This window comes from Neobacillus sp. Fa239 (assembly GCF_055395235.1).
The window spans coordinates 3,315,205-3,331,162 of record NZ_AP041611.1 but is presented as its reverse complement, the minus strand read 5'-3'; the positions used below and the strand labels follow the sequence as shown (position 1 = coordinate 3,331,162).

The following is a 15,958-nucleotide window of genomic DNA, read 5'->3' as shown; positions in this document are numbered from 1 at the left end:
TAAAATTGCTAGAATATTAACATTTATTAGTATAATATAATTTTTTTATTTATGTCTATAACCTGGTAAATAAAAGGAGGAGAAAAGGATGTCAAAAACCATTTTTACAAATGGACGGTTTTATACCATGGATCCAAAAGAGCCGCTGGTAGAAGCCGTTGTTGTGGAGAACGGTCAGATTGCCGATATGGGTTCACATATGGAAATGTTTCAGCAATGGGGTCGACAGGGGACTAAGATGATTGATGTACAGGGAAACATGGTGACTCCCGGTTTGATTGACAGCCATCTGCATTTATCCGGTGTCGCCTTTAACTTTTTAGATTTAGATTTGACAGGGGTTAAGTCCAAAAAGGAGATGCTTGAAAAGATTAGGGAAAAAGCCTATACAATTTCTCCTGGAAACTGGTTGATTGGTATGGGCTGGGATGAGAATCTCTTTGAAGATGGAACAACCCCAACCATAGAAGAACTTGATTTTGTTGCGCCTCATAGCCCAGTCTTTTTAAAAAGAATTTGTTACCATGCTTTTTTGGTGAATAGCAAAGCTCTTGAATTATGTCATTATCACCCGGATCTGGAAATTCCTATGGGGGGCAGTGTGGTCCTTGATCCGTATACGAAAAAACCAACAGGACTCCTGCTCGAATCTGCTTCAAAACTGGTTACAGCAAACATACCTGAAAGAACATATGCTGAGTTGAAAACTGGATTGGCGCAAGCGATGAAATTTGCTGTAAAAAAGGGATTAACCAGTGTACATACGAATGATCCTGCTTATTTAGGCGGTCTCGACCAAACCTATAAAATGTATGATGAATTAATTAATCACGAAGATCATGGTTTGCGCTGCAATCTTCTTATCGATTATCCATATTTAACGGATTTGAAGAGAAGAGGAATGTATGCCGGATATGGAAACGAGAAATTGCAAATTGGTGCCATAAAAATTTTCGCCGATGGCGCTTTTGGAAGAAGAACAGCTCTTCTTTCAGAACCCTACCTTGATGCACCAGGGCAATTTGGAGAGGCAATGCATGATCAGGAAGCCCTCTATCAAATGGTGAAAGCGGTGCGTGAGCAATCGATGCCCATTGCTGTCCATACCATTGGCGATCAAGCGTTGGAAAATGTTTTAGATGTACTTGACCAATTTCCAACTGTTCCATACCGTGATCGAATCATCCATGTTTCTTTAATTAGGGATGATTTAGCCGAGCGATTAGCTGTTCCAAGCCGAATTGCCGATATACAGCCAAGATTTGTGGTAGGAGATTATCCATGGATTAAAGAGAGGATTGGGGATGAGCGCGAGCAGTATTTGTATGCATGGAAAACATTACTTTCTTCAGGAGTTTTGTGTGCCGGGGGATCGGATGCGCCGGTGGAACCTGTTGATCCGTTGTTAGGGATCCACGCTGCTGTGACGCGGAGAGCGCCATGGGAAACACATGAAGGCTGGAATGGGAAGGAAAAGCTATCAATGTTTGAGGCTCTTAAACTGTTTACGATCGGCGGGGCTTATGCAACGAATGAAGAACATAAGAAAGGAACCATTTCCAGAGGGAAACTGGCTGATCTGACGGTCTTTTCAAATAATCTTTTTGAAATGGAAGACCCTGATGAGTTAATGAAGACTGAAATTGGGATGACCATAATTGGTGGGGAAGTACAAGAGGTGTAAAAGGAAAAAGAGCTGATAAATCAGCTCTTTTTCAATGAAAGGTAAAAATTACATCACGGTAAACATCCAGGTAACTCCAAATTTGTCTTTCACAGAACCATGAAGCTTGGAAAAGAATGTAGGCTGAAGGTCCATACGAATCGTCCCGCCATCACTTAGGACGTTCCAAGCATTTTTAGCGCGCTCCTCAGAATCAAGCTCCACACTGACGGACACTTGATCACCTTTTTGTAAGCTGCGATTCGTATCAGAACCCATTATGTAACCTGCTTCTGTTAATTGTAATTGAGCATGCAAGACCAGGTCTTTATCGCTTTCCGCAATCGGGAAACCAGGATTTGGAGGCATGTCCCCATATTTTTGCATCGATATCATTTCTCCATTAAAAGCTTTTTGGTACCATTGAAAAGCCTCTTCACATTCTCTGTTAAACATTAAATAAGGTGTAATCACTGTACTCTCTCCTTTGTAAAAAAATGGGGAGCACTCTATAGTGTCCCCTTTCATTATATCCGAACAATTGTTCTGCATTCAATAAAAATATGTTAAAATTCGCTTACCGAGAGTATTCGAAGCGTATCCGAGAGTAAACCGGGCGTATCCGAGAGAAACCGCGATTTGTGGTTATGCTGCTTCATTAAGTAACTTTTCTTTTTTACGTTCTTTCCGGTAAATCATTTCGTAAACAACTGGCACGACAATGAGTGTGAGGACCGTTGATGTCGTTAACCCGCCAATCACGACAATGGCCAGTGATTGTGAAAGCAGGGCACCCTCAGATAAACCGAATGACATTGGAAGCAGGGCACAGATGGTTGCGATGGCTGTCATTAAGATTGGGCGCAAGCGGGTTGAACCTGCTTCGAGTAATGCATCACGAATCATCAAACCTTTTTTGCGCTGCTGCTGTACGCGATCCACGAGCACGATGGCATTTGTTACGGCAATACCAACGAGCATGAGTGCTCCGATCATTGCAGGCATATCAAGCACTTTTCCGGTAATAAATAAGCCGACTAATCCTCCGATTATCGCAAGCGGCAGGGCGAAAAGGATGGCGAACGGCGCTTTTGCCTCACCAAAGGCGATTACCATGACTAAGTAAACAGCACCAATTGCAACGAGCAATGCGATGCCGAGCTGTGAAAAGCCTTCGTTCATTTGCTGGGTAGCTCCGCCGATTGAAGCTTTAACCGTGCTGGAGAGCTTTGTATCCTTCAAAATCTTCGTTACCTGCTTTGTGATACTGCCGACATCATTTGTATCGGAAGAAAGCGTAATGGTTGCATATTGTTCATCGTTCTTCTCTTGAATGCTAACAGGCCCCTTCACTTCTTTGATAGTTGCTACATCCGACAAGGCAATTGTTTTGCCCGTTGAATTTTTGATGTCTAAAGAAGCAATGTCGCTTATTTTTGTAGGTGCTGTTAGCTTTAATCCAAGATTGACGTCAACCTGGTCTTTTCCTAATTTAAAGTTGGTCACCTTTTGATCCGTTAGCAATTCGCGTACAGATCCCATAATTTGCGCAGTGGTCAATCCTTGCAGGGCGGCTTCTTTTTCCTTGACGGTGATATTAATTTGCGGCTTTTCAGCACTTAAATTATTTTGAACATCTGAAACGCCTTTAATATCTTTAAATTTATTCGTCAATGTATCAGTTGCTTGTTTAACATCTCCAAGGTTACTGCCTGTTACCGTTACTTCGACATTATTATTACTTCCACCATTCGGATTCATTTGAGAAACTTTTATTTTCGCTTTTTCATTGGTTAACGGGTTCACTTCATTCTGCAGGTTATTCACAACGGATTCCACATTCGCTGTGTCTTTTAGCTGAATGAAGATGTTTCCAGCGTTTGTTCCCGAAATTTTCCCCGAAGTATTAAGGGAGCCTTTCGCAGAACCAATCGTGGTTTGATAAAAATCAATGTTATTGTCTTTGGCTAGCAGAGCTTCGACCTGTTTCACTTTTTGATCCGTGGTATTGAGAGTTGTTCCATCTGGATAGGTGACATCAATATTCACGTATTTTTCTTTTGATTGTGGAATAAAACCAGTTCCAATCAACGGAACTAAAGCAATACTTCCGATGAACAGAAGAGTAGACAATAGTGAAACAATAACTTTATGGTTTAGAGCCCAATTCAAGGCACTGCGATACTTCGATTTTCCGTTCGCTTTATTTTGTTCCTCATGCTTCACGTTTTTCTGATTTAATAAAAATAATTTTGCTAAAAGCGGAACGATGGTGACCGCCACGATCAGTGAAGCCAATAGTGAAAAAACAACTGTTAAGGCAAAAGGTAAAAAGATTTTACCAATCATTCCGCTGACTAATCCAAGCGGTAAAAATACGGCCATCGTTGTCAAGGTGCTGGAGGTAATCGCAGAAGCCACTTCCTTGACACCCAACAGGACAATACTGGTATCCCGGTCTTTAGAATTCATAATATGACGGTACGTATTTTCAATAACCACAATACTGTCATCGACTACGCGTCCAACCGCAACCGCTAACCCGCCAAGTGTCATCACATTGAGGGTAATGTTGAATTGTTTTAAAAATAACATGGCAATCAAGATCGAAAGCGGGATCGAGATGACCGAAATAATGGTTGACCGCACGTTTCGTAAGAAAAGCAGGATGACAATACAGGCAAATAGTGCCCCGAGAATTCCTTCCTTCAGCATTCCATTGATTGACTGTTTTACGGCTGTTGATTGATCGAACACAATGGTGACATCCGTGCCATTTGGCAGCTGTGATTTAAGCGTGTTAATTTGCTTTTTGACATCCTGTGCTACATCCACCGTATTGGAGTCCTGCGTTTTGATGATATCCAAGACAACGCTCGCGGCACCGTTTGTACGGGAGAGTGCGGTTGCATTCTGACTGCCAGTTGTAATGTCGGCAATATCTTTTAATTGAACAAGTTTTATTGATTGGTCAGCTGTAGATTGGCTCGTTTGGTTTTGAACAGGCTGTTTTGTCTGTGGACCTAGCGATTTATTAGCCCCTTTGCTCATCGCAGATTGCAGTGATTTTAATTGCTGCTGCATTGCGGACAGGGCTGTTTGACCAATTTGAATTTGTTTGGTAAGCTGAACGATCGTTTTTTGTGCAGCTGCTTTTTCAGCCGGTTTGGCAGCTGGATTTAGCAGCACAAGATTTTGCTGCTGCATGGCAAGCTTCGCATCGGTTAGCTGGCTTTGGGTTTGGCTGATGGCAGAAACGAGCTGAATTTGTGCGCTTAGAGCTTGGTTCATACCCGCCATTCCTTGTCCAAGCTGACCAACGGCTTGACCTAAGTCAGCAACCCCTTTGCCAATTTGGGAAAAAGTATTGGACATGGCTTTTTGTGTATCAGGAAAGACAGGAATATACATGTTTTTAATGTCATTAACAGATGTAATATTTCCGGAAAGCCGTACCGGCTTTGTTTGATCACCCATTGTCAAGGATGTAATGGGATAGGACATATTGTTAGATTGCAATTGCTGTTGAACCTGCTGGAATGTGAGACCGTATTGCTTTAGTTTGTCAGGCAATAACTTAACGTAGACACCGCTGTCCTCCTGGGTGGAGACATTCACTTGGCCGACGCCGGCCACCGTTGTTAAGTTAGGCACAATATTCGCCCTTATTTGTTTTTCCAGTTCTGCATCCGATATATTTTTATTGGATAGAGAAACTTTTAAAATAGGAAAAGAACCAAAGCTAATCCGTGTAACTTGTGGTGTAACCACACCGTCTGGCAGTGTGACCTTTGCGATTGCGTCATCAATTTTACGTTTTGCATCGTCCAAATCGGCCGAAAAATCAAATTGGGCAATAACGGTAGAGATGTTATCGGTCGAGGTTGTACTGACATCCGTCAGTCCCGGAATACCGGTAATTGCCTTTGAAAGTGGTTCGGACACCAGGTCCTTAATATCGCTGGGTGCTGCACCAGGATATGGCGTTATGACCGCAATAATTGGGATATTAATATCAGGCATGGTTTCTTTTTTTAGCCCGACTGCTGAATATGTCCCTCCAAATGCAATGAGAAGCGCAATAATCAGAACTGCGGCCGTATTTTTCAAGGAAAATCGTGATAGCCAAGTCAAGGGAAAACGGACCTCCTACATATATTCAATTTTTGACCGATTGGTCATAACGTTACTATAACCAAATAACCCGTTATTTGCAATTAAAAATACTCTTATATGGTCTGTTGATTTATGGCAATATAATCTATAAAATAAATTTTGACTACATGGTCAAAATGCGAACCGGAAGGAATTAATTGGCTATGAATGAACGGAAAATTAAGATGCTGGAAATAGCCCTTGCTCTTTTTGCAAAAAAAGGCTATCATGCCACTTCGATTCAAGAAATTACTGAGGCATGGGGAATATCCAAGGGAGCCTTTTATAATAATTTCTCCTCTAAAGAGGAATTAATGTTATCAATCATGAAGCACTACACGGTGCTCACTTTTAAACAAATGCAGAATGTGACAAAGGGTGGGAGTGAGAAGGAGGATTTGGTTGAACAAATCCGCATTCAATTTTCGATTATCGAGTCGCACAAGGAATATATCCGGGTCCATATGACAGAACAGCCCATGCAAATGCCGGAGGAAATCAGAAGATTTGCTTATGAAACACGGGAGAAAACCTTTCAATGGTATTTAAAGCGCCTTTTGGAGGTGTTCGGGCCAAAAATTGAGCCATATGCCCTTGATTGCGTTGTTTTGTTACAAGGGATGATTCAAGGGTACATGAGCCTGATCATCATCGATCAAAAACCGCTGTTAATAGAAAAAATTGCCCGCTTTCTGGTGAACAGGCTTGAAAGTATTGTCAATCAATTGGGAGTGGATGCTCCACTATTGACGAAGGATATGATGGAGAATTATTTCTTTGTTTCCGATGAATCGGAGCTAGAAGGTGTGCAGCACCGGATTGTTCAGTTACGGAATGAGTTACATGGTCATTTTCCGGAGGTATTGGATACATTGGAAGCGGAATTTGCCGGCGGTTCACCGCGTGAATATATGGTGGAAGGGTTGCTGCTGTATTTAGAAAAGCGAGGATTAGATGGAGGTAAATCCACTCTGAAAGAACTCCAGGATCACGTAAAGAACTACTTTGGGGGGCAGTTGTAAAGGGCCATATTTATGGTTCTTTTTTATGTTTCAGTAAATTGCTTTTTAGCCATAATAAATAGGAATTCATTTTGATGGGAGGAATCATGACGATGGTCGATGAATTCTTTGATAATCTCAGAAATTTATTTGGGAACACAAAAGATGAAATGGATGTTGATGAATTTAGACGATTGGAATCAAAACACACAAGAATCCGCCATGATGAAGATCTGAGAGAAATCATCCGTGTCCATTAAAGAAAGAATCATAAAAATAGCGAGGAAGCCCAATGGGTTTTCCGCTATTTTTTTGCAATAATATTATTGTGAACATTTAATGAAATTTTTCGCCCTCATTTTGCCAAAAGCATAAGACTATTTATCTATTTAAGAGATTCCAATCGTCAATTTTATATTTTGGTTGTATAATTAGTACTTGTGATTTTCTTTTCAACAAGGAGGAATTATTTTTGATGGAATTAACATTAGCGTGCTTGTTTGGGTTATCAGTTGTACTGCTAATCATTTCCCTTTTAAAGACTTTTCAAGCATCAAAAAAGGAACAAAAGGGCATAGATATGGTGCACATTTCCGTGATGAAAGAAATTAATGACTTGCAGGGGTCCATTCGAAATATTGAGCTTGACATGGAAGTGATGATGAACGAAGCAGGAATCCAGCTTGCACCAAATGAAAAAATACTCATGCGGGAAGTACTAGATTTATATAGACGCAAATATTCATTTGAGAGTATTGCTGAGAAGCAACAGGTGTCTGTTGAAAAAATTAAACAGCTGCTTGCTCCATACCTGACCTCTAAAGGGGAAAGGAGAAAAGTCGCCAATGAAGGTTAATTTATTGACCAGCTTCGCAGCTGGGATTCTTTTGACGACAAGTATTTGCGGTGCGGTTTACTTTACTGATAAAAGTGATGCCGCCGCAGCTCCTGCAAAAGTAACGCAAAACCAAACAAAAGTGACTGTTCAACCAACGGAAGACGAGATGAAAAATAAGCTTGCATCTGCAGGCTATGTCGTACAAACGAAGGCTGATTATGACAAGACAATAAATGCTGCAAATGCTGAAGCGCATAAAACCGCATCCAAGACTAGTACTACTGCTCAAAAAGTCGTGTATCGTGTAGTTGTGAATGTTACAAACGGTATGACGAGTATTGATGTGGGCCGTGCTCTCGAAAGAGCAAAAATTATTCCGAACGCATTTAAGTTCTCAAAAGATATAGAGCACAGGAAGATCGAAAACAATTTGCGCCCGGGCACCTTTGTGGTGGACAGCGGCATGTCATACGACAAAATTATTTCCGTTATTTTTAAAAAGCGATAAGAATTTTCTTATCGTTTTTTTTGCGCTAAAAGTTGATGTTGATAAAAAAGTGTAACATCCTTTTTAGTAACGGGTTCCGTTCCCTATCGCAAACATTAAAAAAATAAGGTAAAATGAAAGCATTTGTGAAATGACACTCATTTTTTATTGGTGTAAAGCCATTTGGGTGGAAATTACATAGAGAAATGCACCCCAAATTGTAGGGGTACAATGGCTGTTGTTCCTCCACAATTTTACCCTCAATTGATAGACAATTTATCTTACAAAAAATTCTTAGAAACATAAGTAATCTTATCCTTAATTGAGTAACCAGTGATATTTAAAATAAGCGAAGATTTTTCGGTTAAATTCAGAATGGAGCTCGTTTCGGTGTAAATAAGGGGAGGATTTCCGGTTATGCAAAGGAAAATCCCCCATTTTCATGTTTTTCGAGTCAATAGGCGGAATCTCTCCGTCTATTTTCGCTATTTTCAATGCTATTTTCAAATTAAGAGAAAATTCTCCGCTTATTAATTAAACTCGCTTTAGGGTTTAATGAAATTATACAATAAAGGAATCACCAACAAAGCTAAATAACGAAAAAGGAGATATAGATAAATGCAATACATAGTTACAGCTTATGATGGAAATGATGAACAAGCAATGGATAGAAGATTAATGGCTAGGGAAGAACATTTAAATTCAGTTGAAAGAAGATTTAAAGAAGGACAGCATTTGTATGGTGCAGCAATACTTGATGATGAAGGAAAAATGATAGGCTCATTGATGGTAGTGGAATAAGCAACAAGAGAAGAGCTGGATAATTGGCTGAAGGTTGAACCCTATGTTGTCGGAAATGTATGGCAGAAAATAGAAGTACAGCCTTGTAAAGTGGCATCTACATTTATGAAACTTTATGATTGAAGAAATAATGAAAGAACCTTTATAACAGGAATGGCTATTTAGTCGACTTCAAAAAAATATTGAAGGAGGAATTTTCCTTGGCAGACATCCAATATGAAATCATTCAAACCATTGCTGTTCTTTCCGAATCAGCAAGAGGGTGGAAAAAGGAATTGAATTTAATCAGCTGGAATGGCCGCGACCCAAAGTATGATATTCGCGATTGGTCGGAGAACCATGAGAAAATGGGGAAGGGTGTCACGTTATCAAAAGAAGAATTGGAAAAATTGAAGGACGCATTTGGTTCACTCTAACCGGAAAAAGAAACTATGGGGACGATTCTAATGGCATAAAAACCCAGCAGATCCGTCCCCATTGCCTTTCTTTAATAGCTTTTTATTAAGGTTTTATCTATCTCACGGACTTGATCATAGGAATGTAATAATCGATCAGGTACCAAGGTTCTACCATATTCCCAAGCATTCGTTTCTATTCTAGTTAGTATCTCTGCTCTTTTATAATCCTCGAGATACTTTAATACCCTTAAATCTTCTTTGTTATTCTTAAACTCTAAATAATAACCGAGCTGACGATATAGAATAAGTTTTACACAATCTTCATCTGTCTCTTTAATCTTAAAGTTAATATTCGCTATGTATCCATTCACTTGTATATAGTTAAACTTAATCGTATTTGTCGATACATTAAAGCTCATTGGTGCAGGTAGATTATTGTTTATTTCATAATTAATATTTAAGTTATGTTCTTGCAATGTATTTTCAATTATTTTCTCAATATCCCTTATATAAAGCATCTTTTCGACACTACCTTTCAAAATCTTCTACTTTTATTTTTAAGAAAGGAAAGTGGAAAGTAAATCCTACTTTTTTCCTTTCGACTTTATTCCTATTGTATTTGATTTGTTGGGGTTTTGTCGAAATATATGGAAACAGACAGGACGAGAGCGCCGTTTGTTTGCATGGAGCCCTGGTACAATATCGCCGATACATATCATACATCAAGGAACCTGAAGGAAAAGCTTGAAGCAGGTGAAACATTCCAGGCAGCAGAAGGGGGGCGGTTTCAATTATTATTCCCCCAAAAATTAATTTTAAAAAAATTTACGAAAAGTAGGTTTATGTATTTTGTTGCGGGAAAGATATCGAAACCGGGACTCATGGTGAGCCCAACCCGCAACCATTGTGCTATTTACCAATGATAAATTGCATATGAAATGGTTGTAAGCCAGGTTTTGTACTTCTGTACTGCAAACGGCAGCAAGCCTTGTACGGGAAGCAGTAGTCATGTAACTATCGACCAATGGCCGATTCATCCGTTAGGTTCATTTCCCGCAGGATGATGCCCCTACCTAAATTTGGGTTGCTCGCTCGTGGGGTTTACCCGTTCCACCTTTTCCGTTTCCAGAAAAGCTCCGTCACTGTGGCACTTTTAGGTTATTCTCAGCATATCCAAAGGACTTAGCATGATTTCACCGCCGTCAGTTGATACTATATACTCAACTGCCCATCCTTGCGAATGGCACGAACACTACAGGCATCTCAGCACTGTGCGAGCCTGGACTTTCCTCAGCTCCTTTAAAGGAACCGCGACTACTCACCATTTCATATTTATCAATTTGTTCAAAAGCGACAACACATAATATATCAAGGTTAACAGGATAAATCTCTAGTAGTTTAATTCCAATGTTTCCAATCATGAATGTTATATGAACGGGTATCATAGAAATTGTACACAACTGAGTATTAGCTTCTAAATATAGGGTTAAAAAGAAAGATGAAAAAAGTAGGACTTTTGAACTACCAAAATTTACAGCTATCTTCCAATTCGGATAGATGATATAGTTCATGTGTAAGTTCTTAACGGAACTTCACGATCAAGTTTTATTACAGAGAAGTACTCAAGAGGCTGAAGAGGCGCCCCTGCTAAGGGTGTAGGTCGGGTAACCGGCGCGAGGGTTCAAATCCCTTCTTCTCTGCCATACTATTATGGGAATGTCTTGGTATCGACAGGGATAGTTTGAGCTTATATGGCGAGTCGTGGGGATCGGCCACGTTAAAACGTCACAGCCTATAACTGGCAAACAAAACAACAACTTCGCTTTCGCTGCTTAATAACAGACGTTAGCGGTTCCTCCCTCCATCGTCCATGTGGTAGGGGAAGGGACTCACTTTAAGTGGACTACGCCGGATTCCCACGTCTCGAGGATGAAGGAAGAGAATAACCAGACTAGCTGCTTCCATGTCAGTCAGTAGACTAAAGAAGTGAGCGAAATTAAATTTACTGACTACACTCGTAGAAGTATAAGTGGCAATATCTTTGCACACGGGTTCAACTCCCGTCATTTCCACTAAAATTTATTTCCGCAGTAGCTATAGGGTAGACCTTTCGGTTCGTAACCGGTCGGTCGTAGGTTCGAGTCCTACCTGCGGAGTTATAGTCCAACGAGGAAACTAGGAAAGGGTCAGGGCAGGAATGCAGCAGCCATAACTAGTGAAATTGTGTGGGCTATTACATAAAAAAACGCTAAACTCTAGAACTGTCCCTCCAATTGTTAGACCAAAACTAAAAATTGGAGCGGCAGTTTTTCTATGGCTAAATTTTAGCTGGAGATTTTTTGGTTACACAGAGATTGTGAAGTCAAATAAACATTTCCAATAAGTTTGATAAAAAGTGATGAACCATGTTATAAGTGTAAAAGAAGCATGGACATCTTGCTTTTTAATTTTGGGATAAGAGGTTGGCTTGGTATCCCATAATGAGAGGATTTGAATTTAAATATGATCGATAATTTTTGGCGTGATTTACCACGACCTTTTTTTATACTGGCACCAATGGAAGATGTGACGGATGTTGTTTTTCGCCATGTAGTAAGCGCGGCAGCCAGACCTGATGTGTTTTTTACAGAGTTTACAAACAGTGAGAGCTATTGTCACCCAGAGGGGAAGCAGAGTGTGCGCGGGCGTTTGACTTTTACAGAGGATGAACAGCCAATGGTAGCCCATATATGGGGGGATAAGCCTGAATACTTTCGGCAAATGAGTAAGGGTATGGCGGAACTTGGGTTTCGTGGTATAGATATCAATATGGGCTGTCCTGTACCTAATGTGGCACAGCATGGGAAGGGAAGCGGCCTAATTCGTCGTCCAGATGTTGCAGCAGATTTAATACAAGCAGCAAAAGCAGGGGGATTGCCCGTAAGTGTAAAGACACGGCTTGGTTTCACTGAGATAGACGAATGGCATGACTGGCTGTCACACATATTGAAACAAGATATTGTCAATCTTTCCATTCATTTGCGTACAAGAGAGGAAATGAGCAAAGTAGATGCTCATTGGGAACTAATCCCGGAGATTAAGAAACTTCGTGACAAGGTGGCACCAGATACTCTCTTGACGATCAATGGGGATATCCCTGACCGTCAAACTGGCTTAAAGCTCGCTGATCAATACGGTATTGATGGGATTATGATTGGCCGTGGTATTTTTAATAATCCATTTGCCTTTGAAAAAGAGCAGAAAGATCATAGTAGTGAGGAATTGCTTGATCTCTTAAGATTACATCTGGATCTCCATGATCAATATTCAAAATTAGAGCTGCGTCCGTTCAAGGCTCTTCATCGCTTTTTTAAGATATATGTCAAAGGATTTCGAGGGGCAAGTGAATTAAGAAATCAATTAATGAACACAGCGTCAACAGATGAAGTGCGTGCATTGCTTGATCGCTTTAGGTCAAAGAATCTTGATGGTATGGGGGTACAGGAGAAGTGTCCCAATTCCAGATAAATGGTAGTAGAAGATTCATTCAAAAAGGCGAGGGATATAGGTTATTACAATTGCTTTTGAAAAAGAAAAAGTGAATGAGTTGGTCGACCGATTCTATGATAAGCTGTTGCAGGATCCCTATTATGTTTCAATGTTTAAGGAAAGAAACGTAGATATAGAGGTGTTAAAGGACCGACAAAGAGTATTTTTTAGCCGCTTAGTTTCCGGAAGAATCAACTCAATATCAAGGGAAACACCTATCCCAGGTTCAAGAAAGACACCCATTTCAAATAGCGCCAGAAAGGGCCGGAATATGGTTTTCCAATTTAGAGTAGACCATCAATGAAATGGACTTGGATGGAAGCTCAAAAGAACAACTTATACAGAAGGTAGAGTTTTTATTAAAAAAGATTTTATAGCATGATTTTATTCCTTTACCTGATTCAAAAAAACCCTTGGCAACTACATGCCAAGGGTTTTTTTGCTGTGGCCTATTGAAGCATAATTAGCTTGAGCATATAACAAAAACCCTCGGGAGCACCATGCCGTTCCATATGCATAAAATGATTTAGGCAAAAATACGGAGGTGTGTAGTTTAAAAAATGATGTATAACTATTATTACTATAGATATAATCCTATGCAATATGTTCCTGTTACGGCATACTCTGCAAGGCATCCTATATATGTAAATGGGGTGGACATAAATAGAGGGGCGTATCCAGCTCTAATTTATCAACCTCAACAAACACCATATCCCATTGCATATGCACCGATTGCTGATTTTGACTGGGCAGGCGTTTCCTCTCCTTGGAAAGAAAACCAAATAGTCAGTTTAACATCCTCTGAGATTTATCCATTTGTGGTTGAAAACCCTATCGTAGTGGAGGCCTTTGCAGCTACGGGGAATGTACGGGTCAATGAACTAAATTGGCAAAATCAATATGGTGACCAGGGAAATACAAAATATACGGATGCCACCGTGCCAGTCCAGTTGACACTAAGTACCAATCCCATAACCAATGCTTCTTCTATATTTAGTGTCGACCAGAATCAACTGTACTCTGTAGAACGCATTGCCAATAAAATTCTTTCGGCCACCGTTTTAACCACGGGTCTTGAGAAATGGGATTTTTCAACGCCCAATCAGGACGCTTTTCTCGATTTGGTTGCAAGCAATGGAGTCGTGTACGCTTCCACGGCGAATACACTTTATGCCCTCCAAGATAACGGAACTTCACCACAAACACTTTGGACAGTGAATGCCCTTGCCAATCGTCTGTTAATCGACCAAACCACCTTGTATTATTACACAAGAGATACGGTGCAGGGAATCGCGGCCGTAGATGTCAAAACAGGTCAGTCGAAATGGAAATATAGCTTGAAAACGAACGAGCAGGTAGAGGGAGTTTTTGCTGCCGGCGGAAACCGTCTGTATGCCAATATCCGGAACCCAGTTCAAATCACCTCGAAAATGTATGCCTTTGATGCAGCTTCGGGGACTGTTCTTTGGACATTTGATGTACCTGCAAACAACCCGATCATCGGAAATCCTATCTATAAGGATGAGTTGCTCTACATCGAAACGGTTACGAATGCAGTAAGAACCATTTGGGCGCTTAATGCGGCAACAGGAGGAACATTATGGAAGTTTAATCCAACAGGAGCCTCTATGATACAGCCGATTTCCGTAACGAATGATTCCTTAATCGTCCTTGATAATACCAATGTCATGGGGATTGATAAAAATACGGGAGCACAAAAATGGAAAACTGTATATGCCGATCAGACCGGTCCTGGTGGTACTCAGACAACTGGATCAAATGGAATGCTCGTGGCATCGGACAAAATTATTGTGGAAAATGCCAACAAGATAAAATTCTTTAATTCAGCCACAGGCCAGCTTATTTTTTCCACATTAGCGCTTTCCACTCCTACTGGCGGTGTTGGCGTTCGTCCCATCGGTGTGATTCAGGATACCATTTTTGTCACAGAGGCAAACCAAATTCTTTACACTTATGCTGCGCCAAAGTCAACCCAGCCTGATACAGTAAAGCCGACGGCAACGATTAATTTGCCGGTAATCAGTCCGCTTGCCGAAGCTGCCAAACTTACGATTCCTGTGACCATCAGTGAAGATTCCGATATGACGGTAACGATTGTCGATGGGAGCGGCCTTGTGGTTCAGACCATTGGTTCAGGAAGATTTTTAAAGGGTACGACCAATTTCTATTGGGACGGAACAAATAGCCGAGGATTTAACGTAACCCGAGGAAATTATCATCCTGTTGTCAGTCTCAAAGACCTTGCGGGGAATAAGAATGTATATGATGCGAGTGATAAGGTCATTCAGGTGACAGCAGGGTTTGGTTTAACTTTAAAAAATTCCAACCTGCGTTTGGCTGCAGATCCCACAAGTTCCATCCAAAGAGTGGTCCCTGCCGGATCTGAAGTGACGATAACAGGTGAAAGCGGGGATTGGTATCAGGTCGAGTATCGGATTGTAAGCTCGGTGATCAAAGGATATATTTCCAAAACGTTGATTAAAGTTCCATCTAATCAAGAGATTCTAAACATTTCAAGTGCCACAACCAGAACGAATGTCAATGTAAGAACCGGTGCTGGAACGCAGAACCCTACAAAAATAGTACTCCCAATGAATACCGCCATCACGATTCTATCTGCTCTCGGAGACTGGTATTTCATCCAGTACAAAAAGGATACCATTTACACTGATCAGGGCTATGTGGCTAAATTTACTGTGACACTTCCAACCGTATCTACTTCCGTTTACACCGTTGTGGCAGGCGATACCCTCTGGAAGATTTCCCAAAAATTTGGCGTCACCATTGACTCGATTGTCAAGGCCAACAACCTTGATATCAATCAACCGCTTTATATTGGGCAAAAGCTGACGATTGTGAAATAATCCGCAATCAAAAAGAGAGAGAAAATCAATACGAACGCTGATATTGGATTAATTTCTGCCCAAACTATGTAGTATGATCTATTAGTAATTGAAACGAAAAATAGCTACCCTAGTGGGTAGCTATTTTTACGTTTTTTAGGACTGTCTAAATAGATCTTGAAAGGGACGTTATATGGTTCTCCAAATTAAAGGAAACAATTAA

13 protein-coding genes, 2 tRNA genes and 3 other RNA genes are annotated in these 15,958 nt (G+C 40.6%); 14 read left to right on the top strand and 4 right to left on the bottom strand.

Going from position 1 to position 15,958, the window contains the following annotated elements; genetic code table 11:
* Window positions 1–88 precede the first annotated feature (88 nt).
* Complete coding sequence (locus tag ACZ5XR_RS16205; RefSeq protein WP_464497328.1) at window positions 89–1,684, top strand: amidohydrolase; 1,596 nt, start codon at window positions 89–91, stop codon at window positions 1,682–1,684.
* A 48-nt stretch (window positions 1,685–1,732) separates the two neighbouring features.
* Here the strand turns inward: ACZ5XR_RS16205 and ACZ5XR_RS16200 are convergent, their stop codons facing one another.
* Entirely contained in the window at window positions 1,733–2,137 is a 405-nt protein-coding gene (locus ACZ5XR_RS16200) for a VOC family protein (protein WP_464497327.1), read from the bottom strand.
* Between the two features lie 171 nt (window positions 2,138–2,308).
* Window positions 2,309–5,797 (bottom strand): efflux RND transporter permease subunit, encoded by a 3,489-nt coding sequence (locus tag ACZ5XR_RS16195; RefSeq protein WP_464497325.1) that lies wholly within the window; start codon window positions 5,795–5,797, stop codon window positions 2,309–2,311.
* 185 nt (window positions 5,798–5,982) lie between these two features.
* Between ACZ5XR_RS16195 and ACZ5XR_RS16190 the strand changes: the two genes are divergently transcribed.
* From ACZ5XR_RS16190 to ACZ5XR_RS16165, 6 genes are all read left to right on the top strand, one after another.
* Window positions 5,983–6,840: a TetR/AcrR family transcriptional regulator gene (locus ACZ5XR_RS16190; protein WP_464497324.1), complete on the top strand. Its 858-nt coding sequence runs from the start codon at window positions 5,983–5,985 to the stop codon at window positions 6,838–6,840.
* Window positions 6,841–6,926: 86 nt separating this feature from the next.
* Window positions 6,927–7,079 (top strand): hypothetical protein, encoded by a 153-nt coding sequence (locus ACZ5XR_RS16185; protein WP_464497323.1) that lies wholly within the window; start codon window positions 6,927–6,929, stop codon window positions 7,077–7,079.
* Window positions 7,080–7,294: 215 nt separating this feature from the next.
* Complete coding sequence (locus tag ACZ5XR_RS16180; RefSeq protein WP_464502341.1) at window positions 7,295–7,675, top strand: hypothetical protein; 381 nt, start codon at window positions 7,295–7,297, stop codon at window positions 7,673–7,675.
* A complete protein-coding gene (locus ACZ5XR_RS16175) occupies window positions 7,665–8,165 on the top strand; it encodes an aminodeoxychorismate lyase (protein ID WP_464497321.1) in 501 nt (166 codons plus the stop codon). Before ACZ5XR_RS16180 ends, ACZ5XR_RS16175 begins: the two co-directional genes overlap by 11 nt.
* Before the next feature lie 597 nt (window positions 8,166–8,762).
* Window positions 8,763–8,945 (top strand): YciI family protein, encoded by a 183-nt coding sequence (locus ACZ5XR_RS16170; protein ID WP_464497320.1) that lies wholly within the window; start codon window positions 8,763–8,765, stop codon window positions 8,943–8,945.
* Window positions 8,946–9,145: 200 nt separating this feature from the next.
* Window positions 9,146–9,361: a YdbC family protein gene (locus ACZ5XR_RS16165; RefSeq protein ID WP_464497318.1), complete on the top strand. Its 216-nt coding sequence runs from the start codon at window positions 9,146–9,148 to the stop codon at window positions 9,359–9,361.
* Window positions 9,362–9,432: 71 nt separating this feature from the next.
* Here ACZ5XR_RS16165 and ACZ5XR_RS16160 read toward each other — a convergent pair whose 3' ends face one another.
* Complete coding sequence (locus ACZ5XR_RS16160) at window positions 9,433–9,882, bottom strand: hypothetical protein (protein ID WP_464497317.1); 450 nt, start codon at window positions 9,880–9,882, stop codon at window positions 9,433–9,435.
* A 401-nt stretch (window positions 9,883–10,283) separates the two neighbouring features.
* Window positions 10,284–10,669: RNase P RNA component class B (rnpB, locus tag ACZ5XR_RS16155), an RNA gene on the bottom strand.
* Window positions 10,670–10,955: 286 nt separating this feature from the next.
* On the opposite strand from rnpB, the gene ACZ5XR_RS16150 reads away from it, so the two are divergent.
* From ACZ5XR_RS16150 to ACZ5XR_RS16120, 7 genes are all read left to right on the top strand, one after another.
* A tRNA-Ser gene (locus ACZ5XR_RS16150) sits at window positions 10,956–11,046 on the top strand.
* A 9-nt stretch (window positions 11,047–11,055) separates the two neighbouring features.
* Window positions 11,056–11,418, top strand: a transfer-messenger RNA (tmRNA) gene (gene ssrA / locus ACZ5XR_RS16145).
* A gap of 9 nt (window positions 11,419–11,427) precedes the next feature.
* Window positions 11,428–11,499: transfer RNA gene (locus ACZ5XR_RS16140), tRNA-OTHER, on the top strand.
* Window positions 11,499–11,583: signal recognition particle sRNA small type (gene ffs, locus ACZ5XR_RS16135), an RNA gene on the top strand. The genes ACZ5XR_RS16140 and ffs overlap by 1 nt, the downstream gene beginning before the upstream one ends.
* 262 nt (window positions 11,584–11,845) lie before the next feature.
* Window positions 11,846–12,850 carry a tRNA dihydrouridine synthase gene (locus ACZ5XR_RS16130; RefSeq protein ID WP_464497315.1) on the top strand — a complete coding sequence of 335 codons (1,005 nt, stop codon included), beginning with the start codon at window positions 11,846–11,848 and terminating at the stop codon, window positions 12,848–12,850.
* Between the two features lie 70 nt (window positions 12,851–12,920).
* On the top strand, window positions 12,921–13,175 hold the full coding sequence (locus tag ACZ5XR_RS16125; protein WP_464497314.1) for a protoglobin domain-containing protein: 255 nt from the start codon (window positions 12,921–12,923) through the stop codon (window positions 13,173–13,175).
* Between the two features lie 256 nt (window positions 13,176–13,431).
* On the top strand, window positions 13,432–15,756 hold the full coding sequence (locus ACZ5XR_RS16120; protein ID WP_464497313.1) for an outer membrane protein assembly factor BamB family protein: 2,325 nt from the start codon (window positions 13,432–13,434) through the stop codon (window positions 15,754–15,756).
* The last annotated feature ends 202 nt before the right edge of the window (window positions 15,757–15,958 follow it).

Excerpts from the sequence above, each read along its gene's own strand:
- ACZ5XR_RS16205 (WP_464497328.1), top strand. The coding sequence starts at position 89 with ATGTCAAAAACCATTTTTACAAATGGACGGTTTTATACCATGGATCCA.
- ACZ5XR_RS16190 (WP_464497324.1), top strand. The coding sequence starts at position 5,983 with ATGAATGAACGGAAAATTAAGATGCTGGAAATAGCCCTTGCTCTTTTT.
- ACZ5XR_RS16185 (WP_464497323.1), top strand. The coding sequence starts at position 6,927 with ATGACGATGGTCGATGAATTCTTTGATAATCTCAGAAATTTATTTGGG.
- ACZ5XR_RS16180 (WP_464502341.1), top strand. The coding sequence starts at position 7,295 with ATGGAATTAACATTAGCGTGCTTGTTTGGGTTATCAGTTGTACTGCTA.
- ACZ5XR_RS16175 (WP_464497321.1), top strand. The coding sequence starts at position 7,665 with ATGAAGGTTAATTTATTGACCAGCTTCGCAGCTGGGATTCTTTTGACG.
- ACZ5XR_RS16170 (WP_464497320.1), top strand. The coding sequence starts at position 8,763 with ATGCAATACATAGTTACAGCTTATGATGGAAATGATGAACAAGCAATG.
- ACZ5XR_RS16130 (WP_464497315.1), top strand. The coding sequence starts at position 11,846 with ATGATCGATAATTTTTGGCGTGATTTACCACGACCTTTTTTTATACTG.
- ACZ5XR_RS16120 (WP_464497313.1), top strand. The coding sequence starts at position 13,432 with ATGATGTATAACTATTATTACTATAGATATAATCCTATGCAATATGTT.